Here is a 24,215-nt window from a genome sequence, read left to right as displayed (position 1 = left end):
CTCGCACTGATAAGCAAATAACGCGCAATGTGCACAGTAGCCGCGTGATGGTGGTATACTTGCGCGCCTGGATGCAGTCGCGGGTATGGGCTGCTGTATTTTTTTCCATTACAAGTCATTCAGACTTGCCTAAGAACCATTGCCGCCATGAAGTTTATCATTAAATTGTTCCCAGAAATCACCATCAAAAGCCAATCTGTGCGTTTGCGCTTTATAAAAATTCTGACAGGGAACATTCGTAACGTTTTAAAGCACTATGATGAAGACCTTGCCGTTGTCCGTCACTGGGATCACGTTGAGGTTCGCGCTAAAGATGAAAGCCAGCGCCTGGACATTCGCGACGCGCTGACCCGTATTCCGGGGATCCACCACATTCTCGAAGTAGAAGACGTGCCGTTTACCGATATGCACGATATTTTCGAGAAAGCACTGGTGCAGTATCGCGACCAACTGGAAGGTAAAACCTTCTGCGTACGCGTTAAGCGTCGTGGTAAGCATGAGTTTAGCTCCATTGAGGTGGAACGTTATGTTGGCGGTGGACTGAACCAGCATATTGAATCCGCGCGCGTGAAGCTGACGAAGCCGGACGTGACGGTTAATCTTGAAATCGAAAACGACCGTCTGTTGCTGGTTAAAGGCCGCTATGAAGGTATTGGCGGTTTCCCAATTGGTACGCAGGAAGACGTACTGTCGCTGATCTCCGGTGGTTTCGACTCCGGCGTGTCCAGCTACATGCTGATGCGTCGCGGCTGCCGCGTGCACTACTGCTTCTTCAACCTTGGCGGGGCAGCGCATGAAATCGGTGTTCGCCAGGTGGCGCATTACCTGTGGAATCGCTTCGGTAGTTCGCATCGCGTGCGTTTTGTTGCTATCAACTTTGAACCGGTGGTCGGTGAGATCCTGGAGAAAGTTGATGACGGCCAGATGGGCGTGGTTCTCAAGCGTATGATGGTTCGCGCGGCGTCGAAAGTCGCTGAGCGCTACGGCGTACAGGCGCTGGTAACCGGTGAAGCACTGGGCCAGGTGTCCAGTCAGACGCTGACCAACCTGCGTTTGATCGATAACGTATCAGACACCCTGATCCTGCGCCCACTTATCTCCCATGATAAAGAGCACATCATCAATCTGGCGCGTGAAATTGGCACCGAGGATTTTGCTCGTACCATGCCGGAATACTGCGGTGTAATTTCAAAAAGCCCGACGGTGAAAGCGATCAAATCGAAGATTGAGGCCGAAGAAGAAAACTTCGATTTCTCTATCCTCGATAAAGTGGTTGAAGAAGCGAATAATATTGATATTCGCGATATCGCCCAGCAGACGCAGCAAACCGTGGTAGAAGTGGAAACCGTGAGCGGTTTCGGCCCGAACGATGTGATCCTGGATATCCGTTCTGTGGATGAACAGGATGATAAACCGCTGAAGGTTGACGGCGTGGACGTCGTTTCTCTGCCGTTCTACAAGCTGAGCACCAAATTCGGCGATCTGGACCAGAGCAAAACCTGGCTGCTGTGGTGTGAACGCGGGGTGATGAGCCGCCTGCAGGCGCTTTATCTGCGCGAGCAGGGCTTTGAGAACGTGAAGGTGTATCGCCCGTAATTGAGTAAACACCGTGTTGTAGGCCGGATAAGGCGGTTACGCCGCCATCCGGCAATGCAACGATATTATTCAAAACGCACAGGAAGCGTCTTCCCGTTCGACTCCCAGACGCCTTGATAGACACCGTCTTTTAACTCCAGCGTTATCTTCTCTTGCGCTTGTTCAGCAGCAGATGTCTTCAGTTCATAATGTTGATTGTCGGCTGTATCGCATTTGCCGGTTAATTCAATCGGTGCGCCAAATTTCTGGTAAAAGTAAGCCCCTTCAAAAAAATCACCGTATTTGCAGTCCACCTTCAACACAATACGCATGCTTTTTCCCAGCGTGCCGTACATGACTTTGCCGTCAATGCCGGGCGCTGGGGAAACCTGTGTTGTACTCTTTGCGCCAGTCAGATACTGGCCGTACGGCGTGAGCCGATTTTGCAGTTCCGCGGTTGGGATTTTCGTGGTGAAATCACCCAACTCGTCGAGTGCGCGGCTGGCGTGGTTGCTACAGCGTCCGTTCAGGAAGGCCAGATGGTCTTTTTGCAGGGAGAATTTGTCGATGTAGTACAAACCGTCGGTGTAGGTTGCGCACGATGCGTAGAATTCGGCGTAGTTAAAAACTTCACCTTTCTCTTCTTTTATTTGTTCTGGTGTTTGCGATTTATGCGCATCAACAAATGTGTCGATTTGGCCACGGATATCTTTTCTGATGCGAGTATTTAATTCGGCCATCGTAGAACGGGAAAAGAGGTCGTTGAGGGTAATTGCCGCGCCGTTGGCTAAATCGAAGCTGAGCGGTACATTGTACGATTCGCAATACGCTCCGCAGCCTTCGACAAACATATTCATGGTCAGGATTTTTTCGTCGCGAAATTCAACCGTGTAGTTAAGGTTTGCGGTGGGATTCATGGCTGATTTCGCAAACTGGTTTACTGTGGCCTGCGGAGTATTACCCGGTAGCTGATTGATAAAGGTTGCGAAAATATAATCGTTAATACGTTTCGCAACCTTGGGGTTATCCGTCGAGGAAAACCATGGCACGCGATATTGCATTTCAGTGCTTCCGGGATAGCGATACTCAATACTCTTTATGTCGAGTTGCGTCGCTGTGGCATAACCGGAAAGGAGCAATAAAGCCACTCCACTCAGATATCCTTTCATTATGATTCCTTATAAGGGAGTGGCCTGAAGATTTACTCGTAGTAGTTATAGATTCCCGCTGCCATCACCAGTTGTGATGCAACTTCGTAAGCCTTTTCACGACTGACCAGAAGATCAATGATTTTCAAACCGAAATCGATTGAGGTTCCCGGTCCCTGGCTGGTTAACAGGTTGACGCGCGGATCCCATACGACGCGCTTGTCCTGCCATTGATCAGCGGGGATTTGGTCTTTCAGCGCCGGAAAACCGGTCATGTTACCGATGGGGAAAATATCGTGCGGGACGAGGACGGTGGCAGCCGCGGCACAGATTGCCGCGACAATGCGTCCGGAGCGATGAAACTGCTTCACGGTTTCGACCAGCAGAGGGCTGTCGCGAAAACACTCGGCGCCTTTAATACCGCCCGGCAGTACGATAATGTCGAAATCGCCGTCAGCTACTTCGACTAATGGCGCATCCGCCAGCAGTTTCACACCGCGCGAGCACACGATCGTCAGGTTGCCATCGCTGGCGACGCTGGCGGTTGTGACCTTAATTCCGCCGCGAACCAGTAGATCGATAGTAGTAACCGCTTCGGTTTCTTCACTACCAGGGGCGAGACATACCAGTGCTTGAGCGCTCATACTCACTTTCCTTTCTTTTAACCATTTCAAACAGGCGGGCATTTTCCGGAACGGCGATGCCGTGCGCGCGTGCACGTTTTAACAAATAACCGGTAATGTAGTCGATCTCGGTATGACGCATGGCGCGAATGTCCTGCAGCATAGATGAGATATTTTCCGCCGTACTGTCAATCACTTGCTCGACATAATAGCGTAAATCATCCGCTGATGTGTGGTGGCCTTCGCGTTCGATCACCGCTGCCACTTCCTCACAGATGAGCGCTATTTTTTCGGGATGATGGCGTAGCTCACCGTTTGGGCAATCCCATAATGCGGTCAGCGGGTTAATGACGCAGTTGACGGCCAGCTTGCGCCACAGCTCGGCGCGAATGGTGTTGTGCCAGGCGACGTCCGGCAGCACCTCTTGCAGGGTTTCAGCCAGATAGCTGAAATCGCCGTCTTGCTCACGCGCCGGCCCAATACGCGTTGTTCCCTGAGCGACATGAATGATGACGTTCCCGTCACGGCGTGCTGCGTGGGTGGTGGTTCCCATCAGCAAGGGTTGCTTAATGTTATGTAACTCTTCAATCGTCCCCATGCCGTTGTGAATAAGCAGAATGGGCGTGGTTTCAGGCAGAATTGCAGACAGGCCTTTTACCGCATCAGAAACTTGCCAGGCCTTCAGAGTGACCAGCAGCAGGTCGCTTTTTGCCAAAAAGTCGGGGTCGTTTGCCGTCAGGGATTCATTAAAAACTGAGCCATCCGTGTCGATCAGGTTTACGCTGCAGTAGGGTTGCGGTACGCGCAGCCACCCTTGCACCTCATGTCCATGTTTGCACAGCGCTGTAAGCCATAGCTGTCCTAACGCTCCACATCCCAGTACGGTAATTTTCATTCTTCCTCCTCACCTGCAACAGCACCAGGTGTTAATCCATATCGACCGCACCCTATTATTGTTCGCAGATGTCGCTACCACGTACAATGAAAGGATACAGCCTAGTATAGCGCTGTCTGTTGAGTAACTTTGCAGGTATTATGCTTCGCATCAAAAATGAAGGGAGAGGAAAAGATGCCATCTTTCGATATTGTCTCTGAAGTTGATCTTCAGGAAGCCCGTAACGCGGTGGATAACGCCAGCCGTGAAGTCGAGTCACGCTTTGATTTTCGTGGCGTTGAAGCCACTTTTGAGCTGAATGAGTCAAATAAGACGATTAAGGTGCTGAGCGAGTCTGATTTTCAGGTTAATCAGCTGCTGGATATTTTGCGTGCCAAGCTGCTGAAACGCGGTATTGAAGGCACCTCGCTGGACGTACCAGAAACTTTCGTGCACAGCGGTAAAACCTGGTTTGTTGAAGCTAAGCTGAAGCAGGGCATTGAAAGCGCGGTGCAAAAGAAAATCGTTAAGCTGATCAAAGACAGCAAGCTGAAGGTGCAGGCGCAGATTCAGGGCGAAGAAATTCGTGTGACCGGTAAGGCGCGTGACGATCTGCAATCCGTCATGGCGCTGGTTCGCGGTGGCGATCTCGGCCAGCCATTCCAGTTTAAAAACTTCCGCGATTAAGTCGTAATGCCTGATCCGGCCTACAGGTCGCACACGCTATTTGTAGGCCGGACGAGACGTTAGTTACCATCCGGTAATCATCACGTCTGGCTGATGGCCTGCTCAACCTCAAATCGATTGGTGACTTTGCTGTCGATTTTCACGTAGGCCGAATGCTCTTTCGCCACAATTAACACTTCGCTTATTCCTTCTTTTGCCAGCAGGCGCTGCTTTAACGTGTCATCTGCGGCAATTTCTGGTGGAATTTCCACACGCAGGCTGCTGACATACGGCGGCTCTTTCATTGTGCTTGCCACAATCAACCAAACTGCCGCCAGCAGCGCACCGGCCAGAAATACGGCCTGACCATCAAACATTTCAACCACCCAACCGCCGAGCGAACCGCCAATCGCCACGCCAAGAAACTGGCTGGTGGAGTAAACACCCATTGCCGTGCCTTTGTAACCCGCAGGCGATTCTTTGCTGATAAGCGAGGGGAGGAGGGCTTCCATCAGGTTGAAGGCGAGGAAGAAAATCTGCACGCCCGCAATCAGACCCCAGAAACGAATGTTAGCGCTCCACAATACAATCTCTGCAATAAGGATTAGTAACACGCAGGCGAGGAACACGCGTTTCATCTTGCGCTTCACTTCGGCGTAAATGATGAACGGCACCACGGAAACAAAGGATAGCAGCATCGTCACCAGATAAATTTTCCAGTGTTCTGCGGCGGGGAAACCGGCTTTCGCCAGTTGTCCTGGTAACGCGACGAAAGTGGACATCAGCAAAATGTGCAGGCACATAATGCCGAAATTGAGCTTCAGCAGTTTGGGCTCCGCCAGCACTTTGCTGAAGCTATCTTTTACCATGCCCGATTCACGGTTTAGTACGTGGCTGGTGCTATTGGGAACGACCCAAATGGTCAGCACGATACCCGTGGTAGCAAGGGCGGCAATCATCCAGAACAGCGCGTGGAGCCCCAGCGCATGGGTAACGATTGGCCCCAGCACCATCGCAATGGCAAAGGTGATACCAAAGCTGACGCCGATAAACGCCATCGCTTTGGTGCGGTTTTGCTCGCGGGTTAAGTCGGAAAGCAGCGCCATCACGGCCGCGGCAATTGCTCCGGAACCTTGCAATGCGCGACCAAGAATAATGCCCCAGATTGAATCGGAGAGGGCAGCAATCACGCTGCCGAGAACGAATACCGCCAGTCCGCCGACAATAAGCGGCTTACGACCAATGCGGTCAGAGAGCAGACCAAAGGGGATCTGGAAGACGGCTTGCGCCAGGCCGTAAATGCCGATGGCAAGGCCAATCAACGCTTCGCTGGCGCCCTGTAGCGCCATACCGTACGTGGTCAGAACCGGTAGAACCATAAACATGCCAAGCATGCGCAACGAGAATACGGTCCCTAAACCCCAGGTGGCGCGCAACTCACCGGGCGTCATTTTGTAATCGTTCATTCCCACCTCTGTATTAATTTCGCGCCTAGTGTAAAGCGCTAAGCAGGCTGGGTAAATATGCGCTTTATTAACAAATGTTGGGGTTGTGAGGGGAGTCGACTGGAAACGAAAATGCCGGATGACGATACTCACGTATCTTATCCGGCCTACAAGCAATGTGCTTTTTTGTAGGCCGGATAAGGCGTCAGCCGCCATCCGGCATAGAAGATGTGACGATTAACTTACCAGACGTAAGTCAGCAGGTTCTGCGAGTTTGGCACCATAAAGTCGACGGACATCATCACGGAAAGCGCGGTAATGGCGATGATGGAGAAACCGAACAGCTTGCGCGCCCAGACTTTGTCATCTTCCACTTTATAACCGCGCAGCGCCATGCCCAACCACCAGACGCTCACCGCCGCAGCAACAATCAGGTATTTATAACCTGCATAGCCGCCCAGGGTTAGCATCAGCGTGGCGATAGCAAATGCGATGATATACAGCGTGATATGGTTTTTCGCGACTGAAATGCCTTTCACCACCGGCAGTACTGGGATGTTGGCAGCCTGATAATCCTTAAAGCGGAAAATCGCAATCGCGTAAGAGTGCGGCATCTGCCACAGGCTGAAAATAGCCAGCAGAATCAGCGCACCGCTATCGAACTCACCGGTTACGGCGCAGTAGCCAATCACCGGCGGCGCAGCGCCGGAGAGTGAGCCAATCAGCGTGCCATAAACGGAATGGCGCTTCATGTACAGGCTATAGACGCCCACATAGACCACGAAGCCCATTACCCCCAGCCAGCAGGCCAGAGGGTTCGCGCCAAACCACAGCAGCATAAAGCCAGCAATACCCAGCAGGGTGGCGTATACCAGTGAGACCGCAGGGGAAATCAGACCTTTAACCAGCACGCGGTTTTTGGTCCTCTCCATCTTCCTGTCGATATCCCTGTCGATGTAGTTGTTAAATACACAACCCGACGCCACAACCAGTGACACCCCAACCAGCGTGTAGATAAACAGGGGATAATCAATGCTGCCTTTCGAGGCCAGCAGGAACCCCCCAATCACCGAGATCAGGTTGCCAAAGATGATGCCTGGTTTCGTTACTTGCAGGTATTGCTTAAACATCATAATCGCCGCTCTTAGTGCATCATCATGTTGTAGTTAAGGTTCCACATAATCCAGATGGAGCCCACAACCAGGATGGCGATGATTAGCACAGTAAAGACAAAGGCAGTCATGTTCCAACCTTCATCAGATTTGCTATTCATGTGCAGGAAGCACACCAGGTGCACCAGAATCTGTACCACTGCCATTGCCAGAATAGTTCCCAGAATGACGGCCGGAGAGGCAGAACCTGTCATCACCATCCAGAACGGAATAACCGTCAGGATGATCGACAGGATAAAACCTGTCATGTAGGTTTTTACGCTGCCATGGGATGCGCCGCCGCTCTCGTTAGCATGACTCATTACATCGCCCCCATCAGATAAACAACAGTGAACACACAGATCCATACCACATCCAGGAAGTGCCAGAACAGGCTCAGGCACATGATGCGGGTACGGTTAGTACTGGTCAGGCCGCGACGAGCGACTTGCACCATCAGAACCGCCATCCAGATAAGACCGGAGGTGACGTGCAGACCGTGCGTGCCGACCAGCGCGAAGAACGCAGACAGGAAACCGCTACGATCCGGGCCCATGCCGTTAACAATCAGGTGATGGAATTCATAGAGTTCCATCCCGATGAATCCGGCACCGAACAAGAAGGTCAACGCCAGCCAGGAGATAACCTGGCTCTTGTTGTTCTTGTACATGGCAATCGCTGCCATACCGTAAGTAATGGAGCTGAATAACAGCAGGAATGTTTCAACCAGAACGAACGGCAGTTCAAAAATGTCTTTACCTGTTGGGCCACCTGCGGTGCCGTTCACCAGAACGGCATAGGTTGCAAACAGAATAGAGAACAGAATGCAGTCGCTCATCAGGTAGACCCAGAATCCGAAGATCTTGGTCTGGCCTGCATCGTGGTGCCCGTGTTCGTGCGCGTGGGCAGTCGCGTGCGTTAAAGTATCAGTTGCCATTTTTCAGCCCTGCCTTAGTAATCTCATCGAAATGCTGGTTTTCCAGTTTTTCGACTTCCGGGACCGGCACGTAGTAATCCACGTCTTCATCAAAGCTTTTCACAATCCAGCTGATGATCATGCCTGCGAAGCTTGCAATCGCCAGCCACCAGATATGCCAGATCATGGCGAAACCAAACAGTGTTGCGAAGGCGGTAATGACGATACCGGCACCGCTGTTCTTCGGCATATGAATTTCTTCATAGTGCGCAGGCTGCTTGTACGCTTCACCTTTTTCTTTCATTTCCCAGAAGGCATCACGCTCGTGAACGTGCGGCACAACGGCAAAGTTATAGAACGGAGGCGGGGAAGAGGTTGCCCACTCCAGCGTACGACCACCCCATGGGTCACCGGTCAGGTCACGATTCTGCTCGCGGTCGCGAATAGAAACGTAGATCTGAATCAGCTGGCACAGGATACCCAGTGCAATCAGCGCGGCACCGCAGGCGGCAACGACCAGCATCGGATGGAACTGCGGGTCAATCTGCTGGCTGAGGCGACGGGTCATACCCATGAAGCCCAGCACGTACAGCGGCATAAATGCCACGAAGAAGCCGATGATCCAGAACCAGAATGCGCGTTTACCCCAGGTTTCGTTCAGCGTGAAGCCAAACGCTTTTGGCCACCAGTAGGTCATACCTGCGAAGCAGCCAAATACGACGCCGCCGATGATAACGTTATGGAAGTGCGCAATCAGGAACAGACTGTTGTGCAGTACGAAGTCTGCACCCGGAACCGCCAGCAGTACGCCGGTCATGCCGCCGACTGAGAAGGTCACGATAAAGCCAATCGTCCACAGCATCGCTGAGTGGAATACGATACGGCCCTGATACATGGTGAACAGCCAGTTGAAGATCTTCACCCCGGTCGGGATGGCGATAATCATGGTGGTAATACCGAAGAAGGCGTTTACGTTAGCGCCTGCACCCATGGTGAAGAAGTGGTGCAGCCAAACAACGAACGACAGAACGGTGATACACACGGTTGCCCACACCAGCGAGGTGTAACCAAACAGACGTTTACGTGAGAAGGTTGCCGCGATTTCGGAGAACACCCCGAAGACCGGCAGAACCAGGATGTACACTTCCGGATGGCCCCAGGCCCAAATCAGGTTGATGTACATCATCATGTTGCCGCCCATATCGTTGGTAAAGAAATGGGTGCCCAGATAGCGATCCAGGGTCAGCAACGCGACGGTAACCGTCAGGATTGGGAAAGAGGCGATAATCAGGATGTTCGCGCACAGAGACGCCCAGCTAAATACCGGCATCTTGAACATGGTCATTCCTGGTGCACGCATCTTAATGATGGTCACAAAGAAGTTGATACCGGTCAGGGTTGTACCAATACCGGACAACTGGACTGCCCATATCCAATAATCGACCCCGACGCTTGGACTGTACTCTATTCCCGAGAGCGGCGGATACGCCAGCCAACCGGTCTGTGCGAATTCACCTACGCCCAGAGACAGGTTAACCAGGATTACGCCGACAACGGTGAACCAGAAGCTCAGGTTGTTCAGGAACGGGAATGCAACGTCACGTGCACCGATCTGCAGTGGAACCACCAGGTTCATCAGACCGATAACAAATGGCATTGCCACGAAGAAGATCATAATCACGCCGTGAGCCGTGAAGATCTGGTCGTAGTGGTGAGGTGGCAAGAAGCCTGCTTCACCTGCAGAAGCCAGCGCTTGCTGACTACGCATCATGATGGCGTCGGCAAAGCCACGAATCAACATGACGATTGCAACAATGACATACATGATGCCAAGGCGTTTGTGGTCAACCGAAGTCAGCCACTCTTTCCACAGGTAGGTCCACTTACCGAAGTAAGTGATTAGGCCCAGTAAGGCCGCACCACCGATGATAATGGCAGCGATCGTAACCATGACAATGGGTTCATGGAACGGCACTGCATCCAGCGTCAATTTTCCGAACATCGTATTCTTCCTCGGCCCCTTAGTGAGCGGATTCCGCGTGGCTCATGTCCATGCCTTCCATGCCTTCGTGTGCGTTGTGCTCACCTTCGGGTTGGGTCATGTCCATGCTCTTACCGTGAGCCATAAATTTGTTAATAACATCTTTAAACAAATCGGGTTTCACGTTGGAGAAGTATTCCACCTGGTTGTATTCGCTTGGCACAGCCACTTTCTCGAACGCAGCCATGTCGCTCATGGTGTTCGTGGACTGTTTAGCTTTAGCAACCCATTGGTCGAATTCGGCGCGGTCCTTTGTTGCGATAGCCTTGAACTTCATACCGGAGAAGCCTGGTCCGCTATAGCTTGCGGAGATACCATCATAAGTACCGACTTCGTTGGCGATCAGATGCAGTCGAGTCTGCATACCGGCCATGGCATAAATCTGGCTACCCAGACGCGGGATAAAGAAGGAGTTCATCACGGAGTTGGATGTCACTTTGAACTCAACCGGAGTATTCGCCGGGAAGGCGATTTCATTCACGGTAGCGATACCCTGTTCCGGATAGATGAAGAACCATTTCCAGTCCATGGAAACCACTTCGATGGTAATGGGCTTCTCGTCATGCGCCAGCGGTTTGCTTGGCTCAAGAGCGTGAGTGGTTTTCCAGGTCAGAACGGCAAGGAAAATGATGATTAAGATCGGCACCGTCCAGACCACAGCTTCCACTTTATTGGAGTGTGACCAGTTCGGGCTGTACTTCGCATCTTTATTGCTTGCACGATACTTCCAGGCAAAACCAACAGCCATCAAGATGGCAGGAATAACGACAATCAACATCAGGCCAAATGCCGTCAGTATCAGTGAACGTTGTTCCAGTCCAATCTGTCCTTTAGGGTCAAGCAGCGCAGAATTACAGCCACTGAGTAACGCAGTGCCTGCAATTAATGACAACCATCCCAAACTTTTATTGTATTTCCTGAGTCTCATTTAACGACCTCAATTCCACGGGACCGGGTGGCGTTTAAAGTGTGAGGGCATTTTACGGGAAGGTTACATTACTGTAAACATCCTTGGATCTGTGTTACTGGGTTCTGCCGTGCATGTCACATATGTTGCAATATATGTCGCTTTGACTTTAAGAACCTGTTGCAACATCACGTTATAACGAAAGCAGGCAGGTGGGGGACAGGCTGAGGGCAATTGGTATAACCAATACGAAAATAAAACAATTGTTTAACAATTGATTATCAATAAAAAGACAAATTAGGAACAAAAAATAAATCTGTAGTGGCTGAATCGAGTAAGGAAAATAAAATATATAAAAGGCGTCAATAATTTCCAAATTCTTTGGCGCACAAAATAACAAATATTATTTTTATCAATTGTTGTTTATTTAGCCGTTATAATTACGCAAGGTGATTACAACGGCTTATTAATACGGTTTTTTACGCCAGACGGTTTTTGCGCAGAGCCAGATAATCCAGCAATCCGCCAAAAATCACCCCGCAGACCGCGACCGCCACCGAGACTTCAAGCAGTTCCGGCAGGAAGGAGAAGTTGGTGTAATCCAGCGCATTCATGGTTAACAGCAGCAGCCAAGCCAGCAGCAGGCAGCAGCCTACTACCAACGTCATTAATGCCAGACTGTACGCTCCACGAAATTCCGTACGCGGAATAAAGCTTTCATTTTGCCAGCTATGTTCCAGGGTCTGGCGACATACCAGCAGCAGTATGAGGCCGGGGATCGCGGCAAACACGGAGAACAGATAAAACGTCGGCCAGCCGTGTGCTTCGACAAACCAACCTGCTACCGGGCCAACATAAACGCGACCAACGGCTGAAAGCGCGGAGAGCAGGGCGAACTGGGTCGCTGAGAAGGACTTATTGCACAGCGTCATTAATAAAGCGACAAACGCCGCAGTGCCCATTCCGCCACACAGGTTTTCAAAGAAGACGGCGGCCGCCATACTGAACATGTGTTTGTCAGTGATGGACAATAGCCAGTAGCCTGCATTTGACGCCCCTTGCAGAATGCCAAATATCAGCAATGCGCGGAACAGCGAAAGGCGCTGCATCAGGATCCCGCCGTACAATGCACCAACGATGGTTGCCAGAAGCCCGAGCGTTTTATTCACCACACCAACCTCACCCGCATCAAATCCAACGCCGCGGATCAAAAAGGTGGTGGTCAGGCTCATGGCGAAGGCATCCCCGAGCTTATACAGCACAATAAGCAGCAGGATAAGCCAGGCGTTGTTACGACCAAAGAAGTCGCGCAGCGGAGCCGCAACCGCCTGTTCCAGCGTTTTAGGTACCGGAATGGTATCAGTCGGTTCAGGTGCTAACAGGGTGGCGATGATACAAGGAATCAACAGCGCTGCCATCAGCCAGTACATCCCTTGCCAGCCCAGCCAGCGATCGGCCATCCACAGGGCCAGTCCGCCTGAAACCAGCATCCCTAATCGATAGCCCAGCACGCTGATAGCCGCGCCGGTGCCGCGCTCTTCTGCGGGCAACACGTCGGTTTTCCAGGCATCAAAGACGATATCCTGCGAGGCCGAGCAAAAAGCGATCACCACTGCGAGTGCGGCCATCCAGCGTAACTGTGTGCCAGGCTCCAGAAAGCCCATCGCGGCGATAGAAATTAACAACAGCACCTGGGTCGCCAGCAGCCAGCCGCGACGTCGACCTAAAAACGGTGGCGTGTAACGGTCCATCAACGGGGACCAGAGAAACTTAAATACGTAGGCCTGACCTACCAGGGAAAAGAAACCGATGGTTTTAAGATCGATATTCTCGACCGTCATCCACGCCTGAAGCGTACCGGAGGTGAGTGCGAGCGGTAAACCGGAGGCGAACCCCAGAATAAGCAGGATAGCTGAGCGTGGTTGCTGAAAAATACGTAAGTAATGACTGGACATGGGCTTCTATAGGCCCGACGAACGCCGGGCCATATGGGCAGAAATTAACGAGCGTTCTGCTTGATGAAATCGTGAACGCTGGTGTCCTGAGACATATCAGCGATGGTGTCGGTCAGCACGCTGTTAACGGCGTCAGCGATATTTTTGTTAGAGGCTTGCAGTGCGCCTTCAACAGAATAGCTTGCGCGGTAGTTTTTGGTCATCTTGTTGCCGTTAGCAGCGGTCGCAATGATGGCGATATCTGCTTTGGTGGCAATGTTATAGCGCACGCTACCCTGAGACACGTCAGCGTACAGCTGGCTAACAATGATTTGCAGGTTTACAGCGCCGTTTGGTCCAATCATATAACCGCGTGCGGTCATCTGTTTTTCCAGTACTTCTTGCAGCAGGAAGCGCAGATCGCGGGACGCAGTCAGCGTAACCAACTGGTTGTCGCGGGTGACTTTTGCCAGCGCTTGATCCTGACGCTGGTCGGCACCGTTGATGCTAACGGTCACGCCCATCAGGCTTGGGTCCTGCTGTGGCAGGGTAATTTTCGGGGAGACTTCAATAGTGGTCGGCGGCGTTGCGCATCCAGCTAACATGAACATCGCGACTAACGGGAAGAGGATTTTTTTAAACATGCCAGGGCTCTCAGCGAATCTAAATTGTATGGTTGGAGAAAATTCCCGCCATCATAACATCGCCAACGATGAGGGGAAGTGGGTAACGCATGTAAATTCATTGTGTTGTCCGTTTTATGACTTTGTGGAGACCATAAACGGACTTTTTGCAATAAATCGAAGTGAGGATTCAGTGAACTTCATCCGTTTGGCTGAGAAAATCAGACAAGCGCTAATTTTTTGTTGCTAAGGTGTAATGAAAACGGTAAAAGCGGCTAGTATTTAAAGGGATGGGTGACATCTCAGCGTTGTCGGAGGAAAATTTCATGATGATTCGTGAGCAAATAGAAGAAAAATTAAGGGCAGCGTTCGAACCCGTGTTCCTCGAAGTTGTGGATGAAAGCTATCGTCACAATGTCCCGGCTGGTTCTGAAAGCCACTTTAAGGTTGTGCTGGTTAGCGATCGCTTTACAGGTGAACGTTTTCTTAATCGTCATCGGATGATTTACAGCACGTTAACGGCGGAGCTTTCCACAACCGTTCATGCTCTTGCCCTGCATACCTACACCATTAAGGAGTGGGAAGCGTTGCAGGATACGATTTTTGCATCGCCTCCGTGTCGTGGGGCGGGAAGCATCGCGTAAAACGGATTTGCAACAACCGACGCTTTTCCAGTATGTTGCTACAGATTATGTGAAAACGGCCTGCGGGCCGTTTTGTTTTGTCTGAATTCTGGGGCAGTCGTACAGTATTCAGACAAAAATTAGCCGGGAATTGTGAAAAAAGCCGCAGCAACGCGCGATAACCGTTCTCGACTCATAAAAGTGATGCCGCTATAATGCGCGTCTTATTTTTCGGAATGTCTTCGGGATGATTCTGACGACAGGGAATGTGATTGCTTATGAGAACATCCCAGTTCCGCGAAGCCAACAACCTGTGCTTGCGGAGAAGAGTTGACCGAGCACTGTGATTTTTTGAGGTAACAAGATGCAAGTTTCAGTTGAAACCACTCAAGGCCTTGGCCGCCGTGTAACGATTACTATCGCTGCTGACAGCATCGAGACCGCTGTGAAAAGCGAGCTGGTCAACGTAGCGAAGAAAGTGCGTATTGACGGTTTCCGCAAAGGAAAAGTACCGATGAATGTTGTTGCTCAGCGTTATGGCGCATCTGTTCGCCAGGACGTTCTGGGCGACCTGATGAGCCGCAACTTCGTTGACGCGATCATCAAAGAAAAAATCAATCCGGCTGGCGCACCGAACTACGTTCCGGGCGAATACAAACTGGGTGAAGATTTTACTTACGCGGTAGAGTTCGAAGTTTACCCGGAAGTTGAGCTGACTGGTCTGGAAGCAATCGAAGTTGAAAAACCGGTTGTTGAAGTCACCGACGCTGACGTTGACGTGATGCTGGATACCCTGCGTAAGCAGCAGGCTACCTGGAAAGACAAAGACGGCGCTGCTGATGCAGAAGACCGTGTAACCATCGACTTCACCGGTTCTGTAGACGGCGAAGAGTTCGAAGGCGGCAAAGCGTCTGACTTCGTACTGGCGATGGGCCAGGGTCGTATGATCCCAGGCTTTGAAGAAGGCGTTAAAGGCCACAAAGCTGGCGAAGAGTTCACTATCGACGTGACTTTCCCGGAAGAGTACCACGCTGAAAACCTGAAAGGTAAAGCAGCTAAGTTCGTTATCAACCTGAAGAAAGTTGAAGAACGCGAACTGCCGGAACTGACTGAAGAATTCATCAAACGTTTCGGCGTTGAAGATGGTTCCGTAGCAGGTCTGCGCGCTGAAGTACGCAAAAACATGGAACGCGAGCTGAAAGGCGCTGTGCGTAACCGCGTTAAGTCTCAGGCGATCGAAGGTCTGGTAAAAGCTAACGACATCGACGTTCCGGCTGCGCTGATCGACAGCGAAATCGACGTTCTGCGTCGTCAGGCTGCACAGCGTTTCGGCGGCAACGAGAAACAAGCTCTGGAACTGCCGCGTGAACTGTTCGAAGAACAGGCTAAGCGTCGCGTAGTTGTTGGTCTGCTGCTGGGCGAAGTGATTCGCACCAACGAACTGAAAGCTGACGAAGATCGCGTTAAAGGCCTGATCGAAGAGATGGCTTCTGCTTACGAAGATCCGAAAGAAGTGGTTGAGTTCTACAGCAAAAATAAAGAGCTGATGGACAACATGCGTAACGTCGCTCTGGAAGAGCAGGCTGTTGAAGCCGTTCTGGCGAAAGCGAAAGTGACTGAAAAAGCCACTTCCTTCAACGAGCTGATGAACCAGCAGGCGTAATTCGTCGCTTTTTTAGCACGAATTTCGTACGCAAGCCCGTCACCTTTTGGTGGCGGGTTTTTTTTTGTCACGCATTTTGCATGGGAAGAGTGCGAAAACAGCGTTTCAGTGTTAGCGTTACAACAAAAGATTGTTATGCTTGAATTATGGCGATGTCGTACCCATTACTGAGGGACTAGCTGATAATCCGTCCATAAGGTTACAATCAGCACAGCAGGTTTTTTCAAATTTTATCCAGGAGACGGAAATGTCATACAGCGGCGAACGAGATAACTTTGCACCCCATATGGCGCTGGTGCCGATGGTCATTGAACAGACCTCACGTGGTGAGCGCTCTTTTGATATCTATTCTCGTCTACTTAAGGAACGCGTCATTTTTCTGACCGGCCAGGTCGAAGACCATATGGCTAACCTGATCGTGGCGCAGATGCTGTTCCTGGAAGCAGAAAACCCAGAAAAAGATATCTACCTGTACATCAACTCCCCTGGTGGAGTGATCACTGCCGGGATGTCTATCTATGACACCATGCAGTTTATTAAGCCGGACGTCAGCACCATTTGTATGGGCCAGGCGGCCTCAATGGGGGCGTTCCTGCTGACCGCCGGGGCGAAAGGCAAACGTTTTTGCCTGCCTAACTCTCGCGTCATGATCCACCAGCCTCTGGGCGGTTACCAGGGCCAGGCAACGGATATTGAAATTCATGCCCGTGAAATCCTGAAGGTAAAAGGGCGCATGAACGAACTTATGGCGCATCATACGGGTCAATCTCTTGAGCAGATTGAACGTGATACCGAGCGCGATCGCTTCCTCTCCGCTTCTGAAGCGGTAGAGTACGGTCTGGTCGACTCGATTTTGACCCATCGTAATTAATGCCCAGTGCGCAGGTGTGCCGCTATAATTACCTGGAGCGGCACAACGCTGACTAGCGTCTTGCGCCTGAGAATGGCATTTGCGTCGTCGTGTGCGGCACAAAGAACAAAGAAGAGGTTTTGACCCATGACAGATAAACGCAAAGATGGCTCGGGCAAATTGTTGTACTGCTCTTTTTGCGGCAAAAGCCAGCATGAAGTGCGTAAGCTGATTGCCGGTCCATCCGTGTATATCTGCGACGAATGTGTTGATTTATGCAACGACATCATTCGCGAAGAGATTAAGGAAGTAGCACCGCACCGTGAACGCAGTGCGCTGCCGACGCCACATGAAATTCGCAACCACCTGGACGATTACGTTATCGGTCAGGAGCAGGCGAAGAAAGTGCTGGCGGTCGCGGTATACAACCATTACAAACGTCTGCGCAACGGCGACACCAGCAATGGGGTTGAGTTGGGCAAAAGTAACATCCTGCTGATTGGCCCGACGGGTTCCGGTAAAACGCTTCTGGCTGAAACGCTGGCGCGCCTGCTGGACGTTCCGTTCACTATGGCCGACGCCACCACGCTGACCGAAGCCGGTTATGTGGGTGAAGATGTTGAAAATATTATTCAGAAACTGTTGCAGAAGTGCGATTACGACGTGCAGAAAGCACAGCGTGGGATCGTCTATATCGATGAAATCGACAAGATTTCTCGTAAGTCTGATAACCCGTCCATTACCCGTGACGTTTCTGGCGAAGGCGTACAGCAGGCGCTGTTGAAACTGATCGAAGGTACGGTTGCTGCCGTTCCGCCGCAGGGTGGTCGTAAACATCCTCAGCAGGAATTCCTGCAGGTTGATACCTCCAAGATCCTGTTTATCTGCGGTGGTGCCTTTGCCGGTCTGGATAAAGTGATTGCTAACCGTGTTGAAACTGGCTCCGGCATTGGTTTTGGCGCAACGGTAAAAGCACAGTCTGATAAAGCCAGCGAAGGTGAACTGCTGTCGCAGGTCGAACCGGAAGATCTGATCAAATTTGGTCTGATCCCTGAGTTCATCGGTCGTCTGCCGGTTGTGGCAACCCTGAGCGAACTGAGTGAAGAAGCGCTGATTCAGATCCTCAAAGAGCCGAAAAATGCCCTGACCAAGCAGTATCAGGCGTTGTTCAATCTTGAAGGTGTTGATCTGGAGTTCCGTGAGGAAGCGCTGGATGCGATCGCCAAGAAAGCGATGGCGCGTAAAACCGGTGCCCGTGGTCTGCGTTCTATCGTCGAAGCCGCGCTGCTCGACACCATGTACGATCTGCCTTCGATGGAAGACGTCGAAAAAGTGGTGATCGACGAGTCGGTGATTGGCGGCCAGAGCAAGCCATTGCTGATTTACGGTAAGCCGGAAGCACAGCAGGCATCTGGCGAATAATTCATCAATTCATACAGACATTTAATTAAAAAGGGGGGATTTTATCTCCCCTTTTATTTTTCCGTAAACATGGCGTTGAATGTGTGGGAAACATCCCCATATACTGACATACATGTTAAAGGTGGTGTGAAGCACAGTCGTACCACCTGATTACCTGGCGGAAACTAAACTAAGAGAGAGCTCTATGAATCCTGAGCGTTCTGAACGCATTGAAATCCCCGTATTGCCGTTGCGCGATGTGGTGGTTTATCCGCACATGGTCATACCCTTATTTGTAGGGCGGGAAAAATCTATCCGTTGTCTGGAAGCGGCTATGGACCATGATAAAAAAATCATGCTGGTCGCACAGAAAGAAGCGTCAACGGATGAGCCGGGTGTAAACGATCTTTTCACCGTCGGGACCGTGGCCTCTATTTTGCAGATGCTGAAACTGCCTGACGGCACCGTAAAAGTGCTGGTCGAGGGGTTACAGCGCGCGCGTATTTCAGCGCTGTCTGACAACGGCGAGCACTTCTCTGCGAAAGCAGAGTACCTTGACTCGCCTGCTATTGATGAGCGCGAACAGGAAGTGCTGGTGCGTACTGCTATCAGCCAGTTTGAAGGCTACATCAAGCTGAACAAGAAAATCCCACCAGAAGTGCTGACGTCGCTGAACAGCATCGACGATCCTGCACGTCTGGCGGACACCATCGCAGCGCACATGCCGCTGAAGCTGGCTGACAAACAGTCCGTGCTGGAGATGTCCGACGTTAACGAACGTCTGGAATATCTGATGGCGATGATGGAGTCTGAAATCGATCTGCTGCAGGTTGAGAAACGCATTCGCAACCGCGTGAAAAAGCAGATGGAAAAATCCCAGCGTGAGTACTATCTGAACGAGCAGATGAAAGCTATTCAGAAAGAGCTCGGCGAGATGGACGATGCGCCGGACGAAAACGAAGCGCTGAAGCGTAAGATCGACGCGGCGAAAATGCCGAAAGAGGCAAAAGAGAAAGCGGAAGCGGAACTGCAGAAGCTGAAAATGATGTCTCCGATGTCGGCGGAAGCGACCGTAGTGCGTGGCTACATCGACTGGATGGTTCAGGTACCGTGGAATGCGCGTAGCAAGGTCAAAAAAGACCTGCGTCAGGCGCAGGAAATCCTCGATACCGACCATTACGGTCTGGAACGCGTCAAAGATCGTATCCTTGAGTATCTCGCGGTCCAAAGCCGTGTGAACAAAATCAAGGGGCCGATCCTGTGTCTGGTTGGGCCGCCGGGGGTAGGTAAAACTTCTCTGGGGCAGTCCATCGCCAAGGCGACCGGGCGTAAATACATCCGTATGGCGCTGGGCGGCGTGCGTGATGAGGCTGAAATTCGCGGTCACCGCCGGACCTATATCGGTTCTATGCCGGGTAAACTGATCCAGAAAATGGCTAAAGTGGGCGTTAAAAACCCGCTGTTCCTGCTTGATGAGATCGACAAAATGTCTTCCGACATGCGTGGCGATCCGGCTTCCGCACTGCTTGAGGTGCTGGATCCAGAGCAGAACGTGGCGTTCAGCGATCACTACCTGGAAGTGGACTACGATCTCAGCGACGTGATGTTCGTTGCGACCTCTAACTCCATGAATATTCCGGCGCCGTTGCTGGATCGTATGGAAGTGATCCGTCTGTCCGGTTATACCGAAGACGAGAAGCTGAATATTGCAAAACGTCACCTGTTGCCGAAACAGATTGAGCGTAACGCGCTGAAAAAAGGTGAGCTGACGGTCGACGATAGCGCCATTGTAGGCATTATTCGTTACTACACCCGTGAAGCGGGCGTGCGTAGTCTGGAGCGCGAAATCTCCAAACTGTGCCGCAAAGCGGTGAAACAGCTGCTGCTTGATAAGTCACTGAAACATATTGAGATCAACGGTGATAACCTGCACGACTATCTGGGCGTACAGCGCTTTGATTATGGCCGTGCGGACAACGAAAACCGCGTTGGTCAGGTGACCGGCCTGGCGTGGACGGAAGTGGGCGGCGATCTGCTGACCATCGAAACCGCCTGCGTACCGGGTAAAGGTAAGCTGACCTACACCGGTTCTCTGGGTGAAGTCATGCAGGAATCCATTCAGGCTGCACTGACCGTTGTGCGTGCGCGTGCGGAAAAACTGGGTATTAATCCGGACTTTTACGAAAAACGCGACATTCACGTTCACGTACCTGAAGGAGCGACGCCGAAAGATGGCCCAAGTGCGGGTATTGCCATGTGTACCGCGCTGGTTTCTTGTCTTACCGGTAACCCGGTTCGCGCCGACGTGGCGATGACCGGCGAGATCACCCTGCGTGGTCAGGTTCTGCCAATCGGTGGTTTGAAAGAAAAACTGCTGGCGGCACACCGTGGCGGTATTAAAACGGTCTTAATTCCTGATGAGAACAAACGTGACCTGGAAGAGATTCCGGATAACGTAATTGCCGATCTGGACATCCATCCGGTGAAACGCATTGAGGAAGTTCTGGCTCTTGCGTTGCAAAATGAACCCTCTGGAATGCAGGTTGTGACGGCAAAATAGTGACCTCGCGCAAAGAGCATTAATAAAAACAGGGCTGGCAGGCCATTTCGGGCTTGCCAGCCTTTTTTTGTATAGCTAATTTAGATGACGGATTAGGCTTGCCATCATTAACGGGTGTTGTAAGGGCATGGCAGGCCTGATATAACTGCTGCGCGGTCGCACTTTGAAGGATTCAGGTGCGATATAAATTATAAAGAGGAAGAGAAGAGTGAATAAATCTCAACTGATCGACAAAATTGCTGCAGGGGCTGATATCTCTAAAGCTGCGGCTGGACGTGCGTTAGATGCAATTATTGCTTCTGTTACCGAATCTCTGAAAGAAGGTGATGACGTAGCGCTGGTAGGTTTTGGTACTTTTGCCGTTAAAGAGCGTGCTGCCCGTACTGGTCGCAACCCGCAAACAGGTAAAGAGATCACCATTGCCGCGGCTAAAGTACCGGGCTTCCGTGCAGGTAAAGCACTGAAAGACGCGGTAAACTAAGTGATTTCCCCTTTGGGGATGTGACGAAGTACAAGGGCGCATCGACTGATGTGCCTTTTTTATTTGTAATTCCGGTACTTTCTACGTGTTGTGGGCTGACAATTACCCCTGTTTCTTGTCACAATAGGCTTTTGTGCGCAGCGTTCAGGAAACGCTATGCTGCGTGAAGCATATATACTCAAAATCCTTGCCGCCGTTGTTGTGTCAACGCGCAGGCGGCTTTAGAGATAACGCGTATAGTCATCTACAGCGGAGTGTGGTTACACCATGATGGACAGCTTACGCACGGCTGCTAACAGTCTCGTGCTCAAGATTATTTTCGGTATCATTATCGTGTCGTTCATTTTGACCGGCGTGAGTGGTTACCTGATTGGCGGGGGCAATAACTTCGCCGCCAAAGTGAATGGCCAGGAGATCAGCCGCGGGCAGTTCGAGAATGCGTTCAACAGCGAACGTAACCGTATGCAGCAACAGCTGGGCGATCAATACTCCGAGCTGGCCGCGAACGAAGGTTACATGAAAACGCTGCGTCAGCAGGTGCTGAATCGTCTTGTTGACGAAGCGCTGCTGGATCAGTATTCCCGCGAGCTTAAGCTCAACATCAGCGACGATCAGATTAAACAGGCTATTTTTGCCACGCCTGCTTTCCAGGTCGACGGTAAATTTGATAACAACCGCTATAACGCAATTGTTAATCAGATGGGCATGACCGCAGACCAGTACGCTCAGGCATTACGTAATCAGCTTACTACCCAGCAGCTGATTAACGGTGTTGCCGGTACGGACTTTATGCTGAAAGGCGAAACGGACGAACTGGCGGCGCTGGTCGCACAGCAGCGGATCGTGCGCGAGGCGACGATTGACGTTAACGCACTGGCCGCGAAGCAGACTGTTACCGAGCAGGAAGTTGCCAGCTACTACGAGCAGAATAAAAACAACTTTATGACGCCGGAACAGTTCCGCGTGAGCTACATCAAGCTGGATGCTGCTGCTATGCAGGAGACGGCCAGCGATGCTGATATTCAGTCTTACTATGACCAGCATCAGGATCAGTTCACTCAGCCGCAGCGTAACCGCTATAGCATCATTCAGACCAAAACTGAAGATGAAGCCAAAGCGGTACTGGACGAGCTGAATAAAGGCGGTGACTTTGCTGCGCTGGCGAAAGAAAAATCTGCCGATATCATCTCTGCCCGTAAAGGCGGCGATATGGGATGGCTGGAAGATTCAACCACCCCGGATGAGCTGAAAAATGCCGGTCTGAAAGAAAAAGGCCAACTGTCTGGCGTAATTAAGTCTTCCGTTGGTTTCCTCGTTGCGCGTCTTGACGACGTACAGCCTGCACAGGTTAAACCGCTGAGCGAAGCCCGTGACGACATTGCGGCAAAAGTGAAGCAGGAAAAAGCGCTGGATGCCTACTATGCGCTGCAACAGAAAGTCAGCGATGCGGCAAGCAACGATAACGAATCTCTGGCGGGTGCAGAGCAGGCAGCAGGTATGAAAGCGGTTGAAACGGGCTGGTTTAGCCGTGACAGCCTGCCGGAAGAACTGAATTTCAAACCAGTCGCTGACATCATTTTCAATGGTGGTCTGGTTGGCGAGAACGGTACACCTGGCAGTAACTCCGATATCATCACCGTGGATGGCGATCGCGCGTTCGTGCTGCGTATTGCAGAGCACAAAGCTGAAGCCGTGAAGCCACTGGCTGAAGTGAAAGAGCAGGTAACTGCGCTCGTTAAGCACAATAAAGCAGAGCAGCAGGCGAAGCTTGATGCCGATAAACTGCTGGCGGATCTGAAAGCCGGTAAAGGCGATGAAGCGATGAAAGCTGCGGGTCTGAGCTTTGGCGAGGCAAAAACGCTGAGCCGTACGGGTCAGGATCCGTTGAGCCAGGCTGCCTTTGGTCTGAGCCTGCCGGCGAAAGACAAGCCGAGTTACGGCGTAGCGAACGACATGCAGGGTAACGTTGTTCTGTTGGCGCTGGACGAGGTGAAAGCCGGTTCTATGCCTGAAGCGCAGAAGAAAGCGATGGTTCAGGGGATCACTCAGAACAACGCGCAGATTGTCTTCGAAGCGCTGATGAGCAACCTGCGTAAAGCCGCAAAAATTAAAATCGGTGATGCGCTGGAACAGCAGCAATAACCGAGGCAGTTCGCAAAAAATTGCAAAAAGTTGTATCTACCAAAGGCCGCTTTCGCGGCCTTTTCCATTTCTGATATTTGCCATTTGTCTGCCGTTCTGCACCTCGCTATCGTGATTCCACTGTTAACAAACAAGGAGAAAACAGTATGAAACATGGAATCAAAGCCCTGCTTATCACTCTTTCATTGACCTGCGCTGGTATGGCCCAAACTGCATTGGCGGCTGAGCCTGTCGCCAAAAGCCAGGCGACTCAAACCAAAGCGGAAAACTCAGGGGCGGCACAAAGCAAAGCCACACTGCCCGCTAAAGCAAGCGACGATGAAGGCACCAGGGTAAGCATCAACAGCGCTTCTGCGGAGGATTTAGCGCGAGTCATGAATGGCGTAGGTCTGAAGAAAGCGCAGGCGATTGTGAGCTATCGTGAGGAGTACGGACCGTTTAAAACGGTGGAGGACTTAAAGCAGGTGCCGGGTATGGGCAGTTCGCTGGTGGAGCGTAATTTGGCATTTTTAACACTTTAATAACTTGCACAGCGCTGAAAATTTGCCAGACTAGAGAGGTCATACCAGTTATGACCTCACTACCCTGAATA

General features: G+C 51.4%; 21 protein-coding genes. 10 read left to right on the top strand and 11 right to left on the bottom strand.

Features of this window, described 5'->3' with window-relative positions:
* Positions 1-147 precede the first annotated feature (147 nt).
* Positions 148-1,596 carry a tRNA uracil 4-sulfurtransferase ThiI gene (gene thiI / locus OGV57_RS15445; protein WP_003835961.1) on the top strand — a complete coding sequence of 483 codons (1,449 nt, stop codon included), beginning with the start codon at positions 148-150 and terminating at the stop codon, positions 1,594-1,596.
* A 65-nt stretch (positions 1,597-1,661) separates the two neighbouring features.
* Here the strand turns inward: thiI and OGV57_RS15440 are convergent, their stop codons facing one another.
* The 3 genes from OGV57_RS15440 to panE are packed head-to-tail and all read right to left on the bottom strand — an operon-like array spanning position 1,662 to position 4,241.
* A complete protein-coding gene (locus OGV57_RS15440; protein WP_032941217.1) occupies positions 1,662-2,744 on the bottom strand; it encodes a hypothetical protein in 1,083 nt (360 codons plus the stop codon).
* Positions 2,745-2,776: 32 nt separating this feature from the next.
* On the bottom strand, positions 2,777-3,367 hold the full coding sequence (gene yajL, locus OGV57_RS15435; RefSeq protein WP_003847587.1) for a protein deglycase YajL: 591 nt from the start codon (positions 3,365-3,367) through the stop codon (positions 2,777-2,779).
* Positions 3,330-4,241 carry a 2-dehydropantoate 2-reductase gene (gene panE / locus OGV57_RS15430; protein ID WP_003021593.1) on the bottom strand — a complete coding sequence of 304 codons (912 nt, stop codon included), beginning with the start codon at positions 4,239-4,241 and terminating at the stop codon, positions 3,330-3,332. Before panE ends, yajL begins: the two co-directional genes overlap by 38 nt.
* A gap of 174 nt (positions 4,242-4,415) precedes the next feature.
* On the opposite strand from panE, the gene OGV57_RS15425 reads away from it, so the two are divergent.
* The gene (locus OGV57_RS15425; protein ID WP_003831002.1) at positions 4,416-4,907 is read left to right on the top strand and encodes a YajQ family cyclic di-GMP-binding protein; all 492 of its coding nucleotides are present in this window, start codon (positions 4,416-4,418) and stop codon (positions 4,905-4,907) included.
* An 80-nt stretch (positions 4,908-4,987) separates the two neighbouring features.
* Here the strand turns inward: OGV57_RS15425 and OGV57_RS15420 are convergent, their stop codons facing one another.
* The 8 genes from OGV57_RS15420 to OGV57_RS15385 form a co-directional block, all read right to left on the bottom strand.
* Positions 4,988-6,352: an MFS transporter gene (locus OGV57_RS15420; protein WP_003847585.1), complete on the bottom strand. Its 1,365-nt coding sequence runs from the start codon at positions 6,350-6,352 to the stop codon at positions 4,988-4,990.
* Between the two features lie 221 nt (positions 6,353-6,573).
* Entirely contained in the window at positions 6,574-7,464 is an 891-nt protein-coding gene (gene cyoE / locus OGV57_RS15415; protein ID WP_003835956.1) for a heme o synthase, read from the bottom strand.
* Positions 7,465-7,475: 11 nt separating this feature from the next.
* Positions 7,476-7,805: a cytochrome o ubiquinol oxidase subunit IV gene (locus OGV57_RS15410; protein ID WP_003021607.1), complete on the bottom strand. Its 330-nt coding sequence runs from the start codon at positions 7,803-7,805 to the stop codon at positions 7,476-7,478.
* Positions 7,805-8,419 (bottom strand): cytochrome o ubiquinol oxidase subunit III, encoded by a 615-nt coding sequence (locus tag OGV57_RS15405; RefSeq protein ID WP_003831007.1) that lies wholly within the window; start codon positions 8,417-8,419, stop codon positions 7,805-7,807. Before OGV57_RS15405 ends, OGV57_RS15410 begins: the two co-directional genes overlap by 1 nt.
* Positions 8,409-10,400 (bottom strand): cytochrome o ubiquinol oxidase subunit I, encoded by a 1,992-nt coding sequence (gene cyoB, locus OGV57_RS15400; RefSeq protein WP_003021610.1) that lies wholly within the window; start codon positions 10,398-10,400, stop codon positions 8,409-8,411. Before cyoB ends, OGV57_RS15405 begins: the two co-directional genes overlap by 11 nt.
* A 19-nt stretch (positions 10,401-10,419) precedes the next feature.
* Positions 10,420-11,367: a cytochrome o ubiquinol oxidase subunit II gene (gene cyoA / locus OGV57_RS15395; protein WP_003021613.1), complete on the bottom strand. Its 948-nt coding sequence runs from the start codon at positions 11,365-11,367 to the stop codon at positions 10,420-10,422.
* Positions 11,368-11,825: 458 nt separating this feature from the next.
* Positions 11,826-13,301: a muropeptide MFS transporter AmpG gene (ampG, locus tag OGV57_RS15390; protein ID WP_016149701.1), complete on the bottom strand. Its 1,476-nt coding sequence runs from the start codon at positions 13,299-13,301 to the stop codon at positions 11,826-11,828.
* 44 nt (positions 13,302-13,345) lie between these two features.
* A complete protein-coding gene (locus OGV57_RS15385) occupies positions 13,346-13,924 on the bottom strand; it encodes a lipoprotein (protein ID WP_003021617.1) in 579 nt (192 codons plus the stop codon).
* 305 nt (positions 13,925-14,229) lie between these two features.
* On the opposite strand from OGV57_RS15385, the gene bolA reads away from it, so the two are divergent.
* The 8 genes from bolA to OGV57_RS15345 all read left to right on the top strand — a co-directional run bounded on the left by bolA (position 14,230) and on the right by OGV57_RS15345 (position 24,144).
* Positions 14,230-14,547, top strand: coding sequence for a transcriptional regulator BolA (bolA, locus tag OGV57_RS15380; RefSeq protein WP_003021619.1), 318 nt, complete (start codon positions 14,230-14,232; stop codon positions 14,545-14,547).
* A 343-nt stretch (positions 14,548-14,890) separates the two neighbouring features.
* Positions 14,891-16,189 carry a trigger factor gene (tig, locus tag OGV57_RS15375; RefSeq protein ID WP_003021622.1) on the top strand — a complete coding sequence of 433 codons (1,299 nt, stop codon included), beginning with the start codon at positions 14,891-14,893 and terminating at the stop codon, positions 16,187-16,189.
* 247 nt (positions 16,190-16,436) lie between these two features.
* Positions 16,437-17,060 carry an ATP-dependent Clp endopeptidase proteolytic subunit ClpP gene (clpP, locus tag OGV57_RS15370; protein ID WP_003021624.1) on the top strand — a complete coding sequence of 208 codons (624 nt, stop codon included), beginning with the start codon at positions 16,437-16,439 and terminating at the stop codon, positions 17,058-17,060.
* A gap of 126 nt (positions 17,061-17,186) precedes the next feature.
* Positions 17,187-18,461, top strand: a complete 1,275-nt coding sequence (gene clpX, locus OGV57_RS15365) for an ATP-dependent protease ATP-binding subunit ClpX (protein ID WP_003831013.1) — start codon at positions 17,187-17,189, stop codon at positions 18,459-18,461.
* 184 nt (positions 18,462-18,645) lie between these two features.
* On the top strand, positions 18,646-21,000 hold the full coding sequence (gene lon / locus OGV57_RS15360) for an endopeptidase La (protein WP_003021627.1): 2,355 nt from the start codon (positions 18,646-18,648) through the stop codon (positions 20,998-21,000).
* A gap of 190 nt (positions 21,001-21,190) precedes the next feature.
* On the top strand, positions 21,191-21,481 hold the full coding sequence (gene hupB / locus OGV57_RS15355) for a nucleoid-associated protein HU-beta (protein WP_219352570.1): 291 nt from the start codon (positions 21,191-21,193) through the stop codon (positions 21,479-21,481).
* A gap of 267 nt (positions 21,482-21,748) precedes the next feature.
* Positions 21,749-23,623: a peptidylprolyl isomerase gene (gene ppiD / locus OGV57_RS15350; RefSeq protein ID WP_054528150.1), complete on the top strand. Its 1,875-nt coding sequence runs from the start codon at positions 21,749-21,751 to the stop codon at positions 23,621-23,623.
* Between the two features lie 146 nt (positions 23,624-23,769).
* Positions 23,770-24,144: a helix-hairpin-helix domain-containing protein gene (locus OGV57_RS15345; protein ID WP_003835951.1), complete on the top strand. Its 375-nt coding sequence runs from the start codon at positions 23,770-23,772 to the stop codon at positions 24,142-24,144.
* Positions 24,145-24,215 lie beyond the last annotated feature (71 nt).

The organism is Citrobacter sp. Cf087 (assembly GCF_030334285.1).
Lineage (GTDB): Bacteria > Pseudomonadota > Gammaproteobacteria > Enterobacterales > Enterobacteriaceae > Citrobacter > Citrobacter freundii.
Note: the sequence above shows the minus strand (reverse complement) of the source record. Positions and strands in the feature narration are given on the sequence as shown.

What these genes read in the sequence shown, in the direction of transcription:
- OGV57_RS15385 (WP_003021617.1), bottom strand. Translation starts at nt 13,924, where the DNA reads ATGTTTAAAAAAATCCTCTTCCCGTTAGTCGCGATGTTCATGTTAGCT.
- OGV57_RS15420 (WP_003847585.1), bottom strand. Translation starts at nt 6,352, where the DNA reads ATGAACGATTACAAAATGACGCCCGGTGAGTTGCGCGCCACCTGGGGT.
- tig (WP_003021622.1), top strand. Translation starts at nt 14,891, where the DNA reads ATGCAAGTTTCAGTTGAAACCACTCAAGGCCTTGGCCGCCGTGTAACG.
- OGV57_RS15345 (WP_003835951.1), top strand. Translation starts at nt 23,770, where the DNA reads ATGAAACATGGAATCAAAGCCCTGCTTATCACTCTTTCATTGACCTGC.
- thiI (WP_003835961.1), top strand. Translation starts at nt 148, where the DNA reads ATGAAGTTTATCATTAAATTGTTCCCAGAAATCACCATCAAAAGCCAA.
- bolA (WP_003021619.1), top strand. Translation starts at nt 14,230, where the DNA reads ATGATGATTCGTGAGCAAATAGAAGAAAAATTAAGGGCAGCGTTCGAA.
- clpX (WP_003831013.1), top strand. Translation starts at nt 17,187, where the DNA reads ATGACAGATAAACGCAAAGATGGCTCGGGCAAATTGTTGTACTGCTCT.
- cyoE (WP_003835956.1), bottom strand. Translation starts at nt 7,464, where the DNA reads ATGATGTTTAAGCAATACCTGCAAGTAACGAAACCAGGCATCATCTTT.
- ppiD (WP_054528150.1), top strand. Translation starts at nt 21,749, where the DNA reads ATGATGGACAGCTTACGCACGGCTGCTAACAGTCTCGTGCTCAAGATT.
- ampG (WP_016149701.1), bottom strand. Translation starts at nt 13,301, where the DNA reads ATGTCCAGTCATTACTTACGTATTTTTCAGCAACCACGCTCAGCTATC.
- OGV57_RS15425 (WP_003831002.1), top strand. Translation starts at nt 4,416, where the DNA reads ATGCCATCTTTCGATATTGTCTCTGAAGTTGATCTTCAGGAAGCCCGT.
- cyoB (WP_003021610.1), bottom strand. Translation starts at nt 10,400, where the DNA reads ATGTTCGGAAAATTGACGCTGGATGCAGTGCCGTTCCATGAACCCATT.
- OGV57_RS15405 (WP_003831007.1), bottom strand. Translation starts at nt 8,419, where the DNA reads ATGGCAACTGATACTTTAACGCACGCGACTGCCCACGCGCACGAACAC.
- yajL (WP_003847587.1), bottom strand. Translation starts at nt 3,367, where the DNA reads ATGAGCGCTCAAGCACTGGTATGTCTCGCCCCTGGTAGTGAAGAAACC.
- clpP (WP_003021624.1), top strand. Translation starts at nt 16,437, where the DNA reads ATGTCATACAGCGGCGAACGAGATAACTTTGCACCCCATATGGCGCTG.
- cyoA (WP_003021613.1), bottom strand. Translation starts at nt 11,367, where the DNA reads ATGAGACTCAGGAAATACAATAAAAGTTTGGGATGGTTGTCATTAATT.
- OGV57_RS15410 (WP_003021607.1), bottom strand. Translation starts at nt 7,805, where the DNA reads ATGAGTCATGCTAACGAGAGCGGCGGCGCATCCCATGGCAGCGTAAAA.
- lon (WP_003021627.1), top strand. Translation starts at nt 18,646, where the DNA reads ATGAATCCTGAGCGTTCTGAACGCATTGAAATCCCCGTATTGCCGTTG.
- panE (WP_003021593.1), bottom strand. Translation starts at nt 4,241, where the DNA reads ATGAAAATTACCGTACTGGGATGTGGAGCGTTAGGACAGCTATGGCTT.
- OGV57_RS15440 (WP_032941217.1), bottom strand. Translation starts at nt 2,744, where the DNA reads ATGAAAGGATATCTGAGTGGAGTGGCTTTATTGCTCCTTTCCGGTTAT.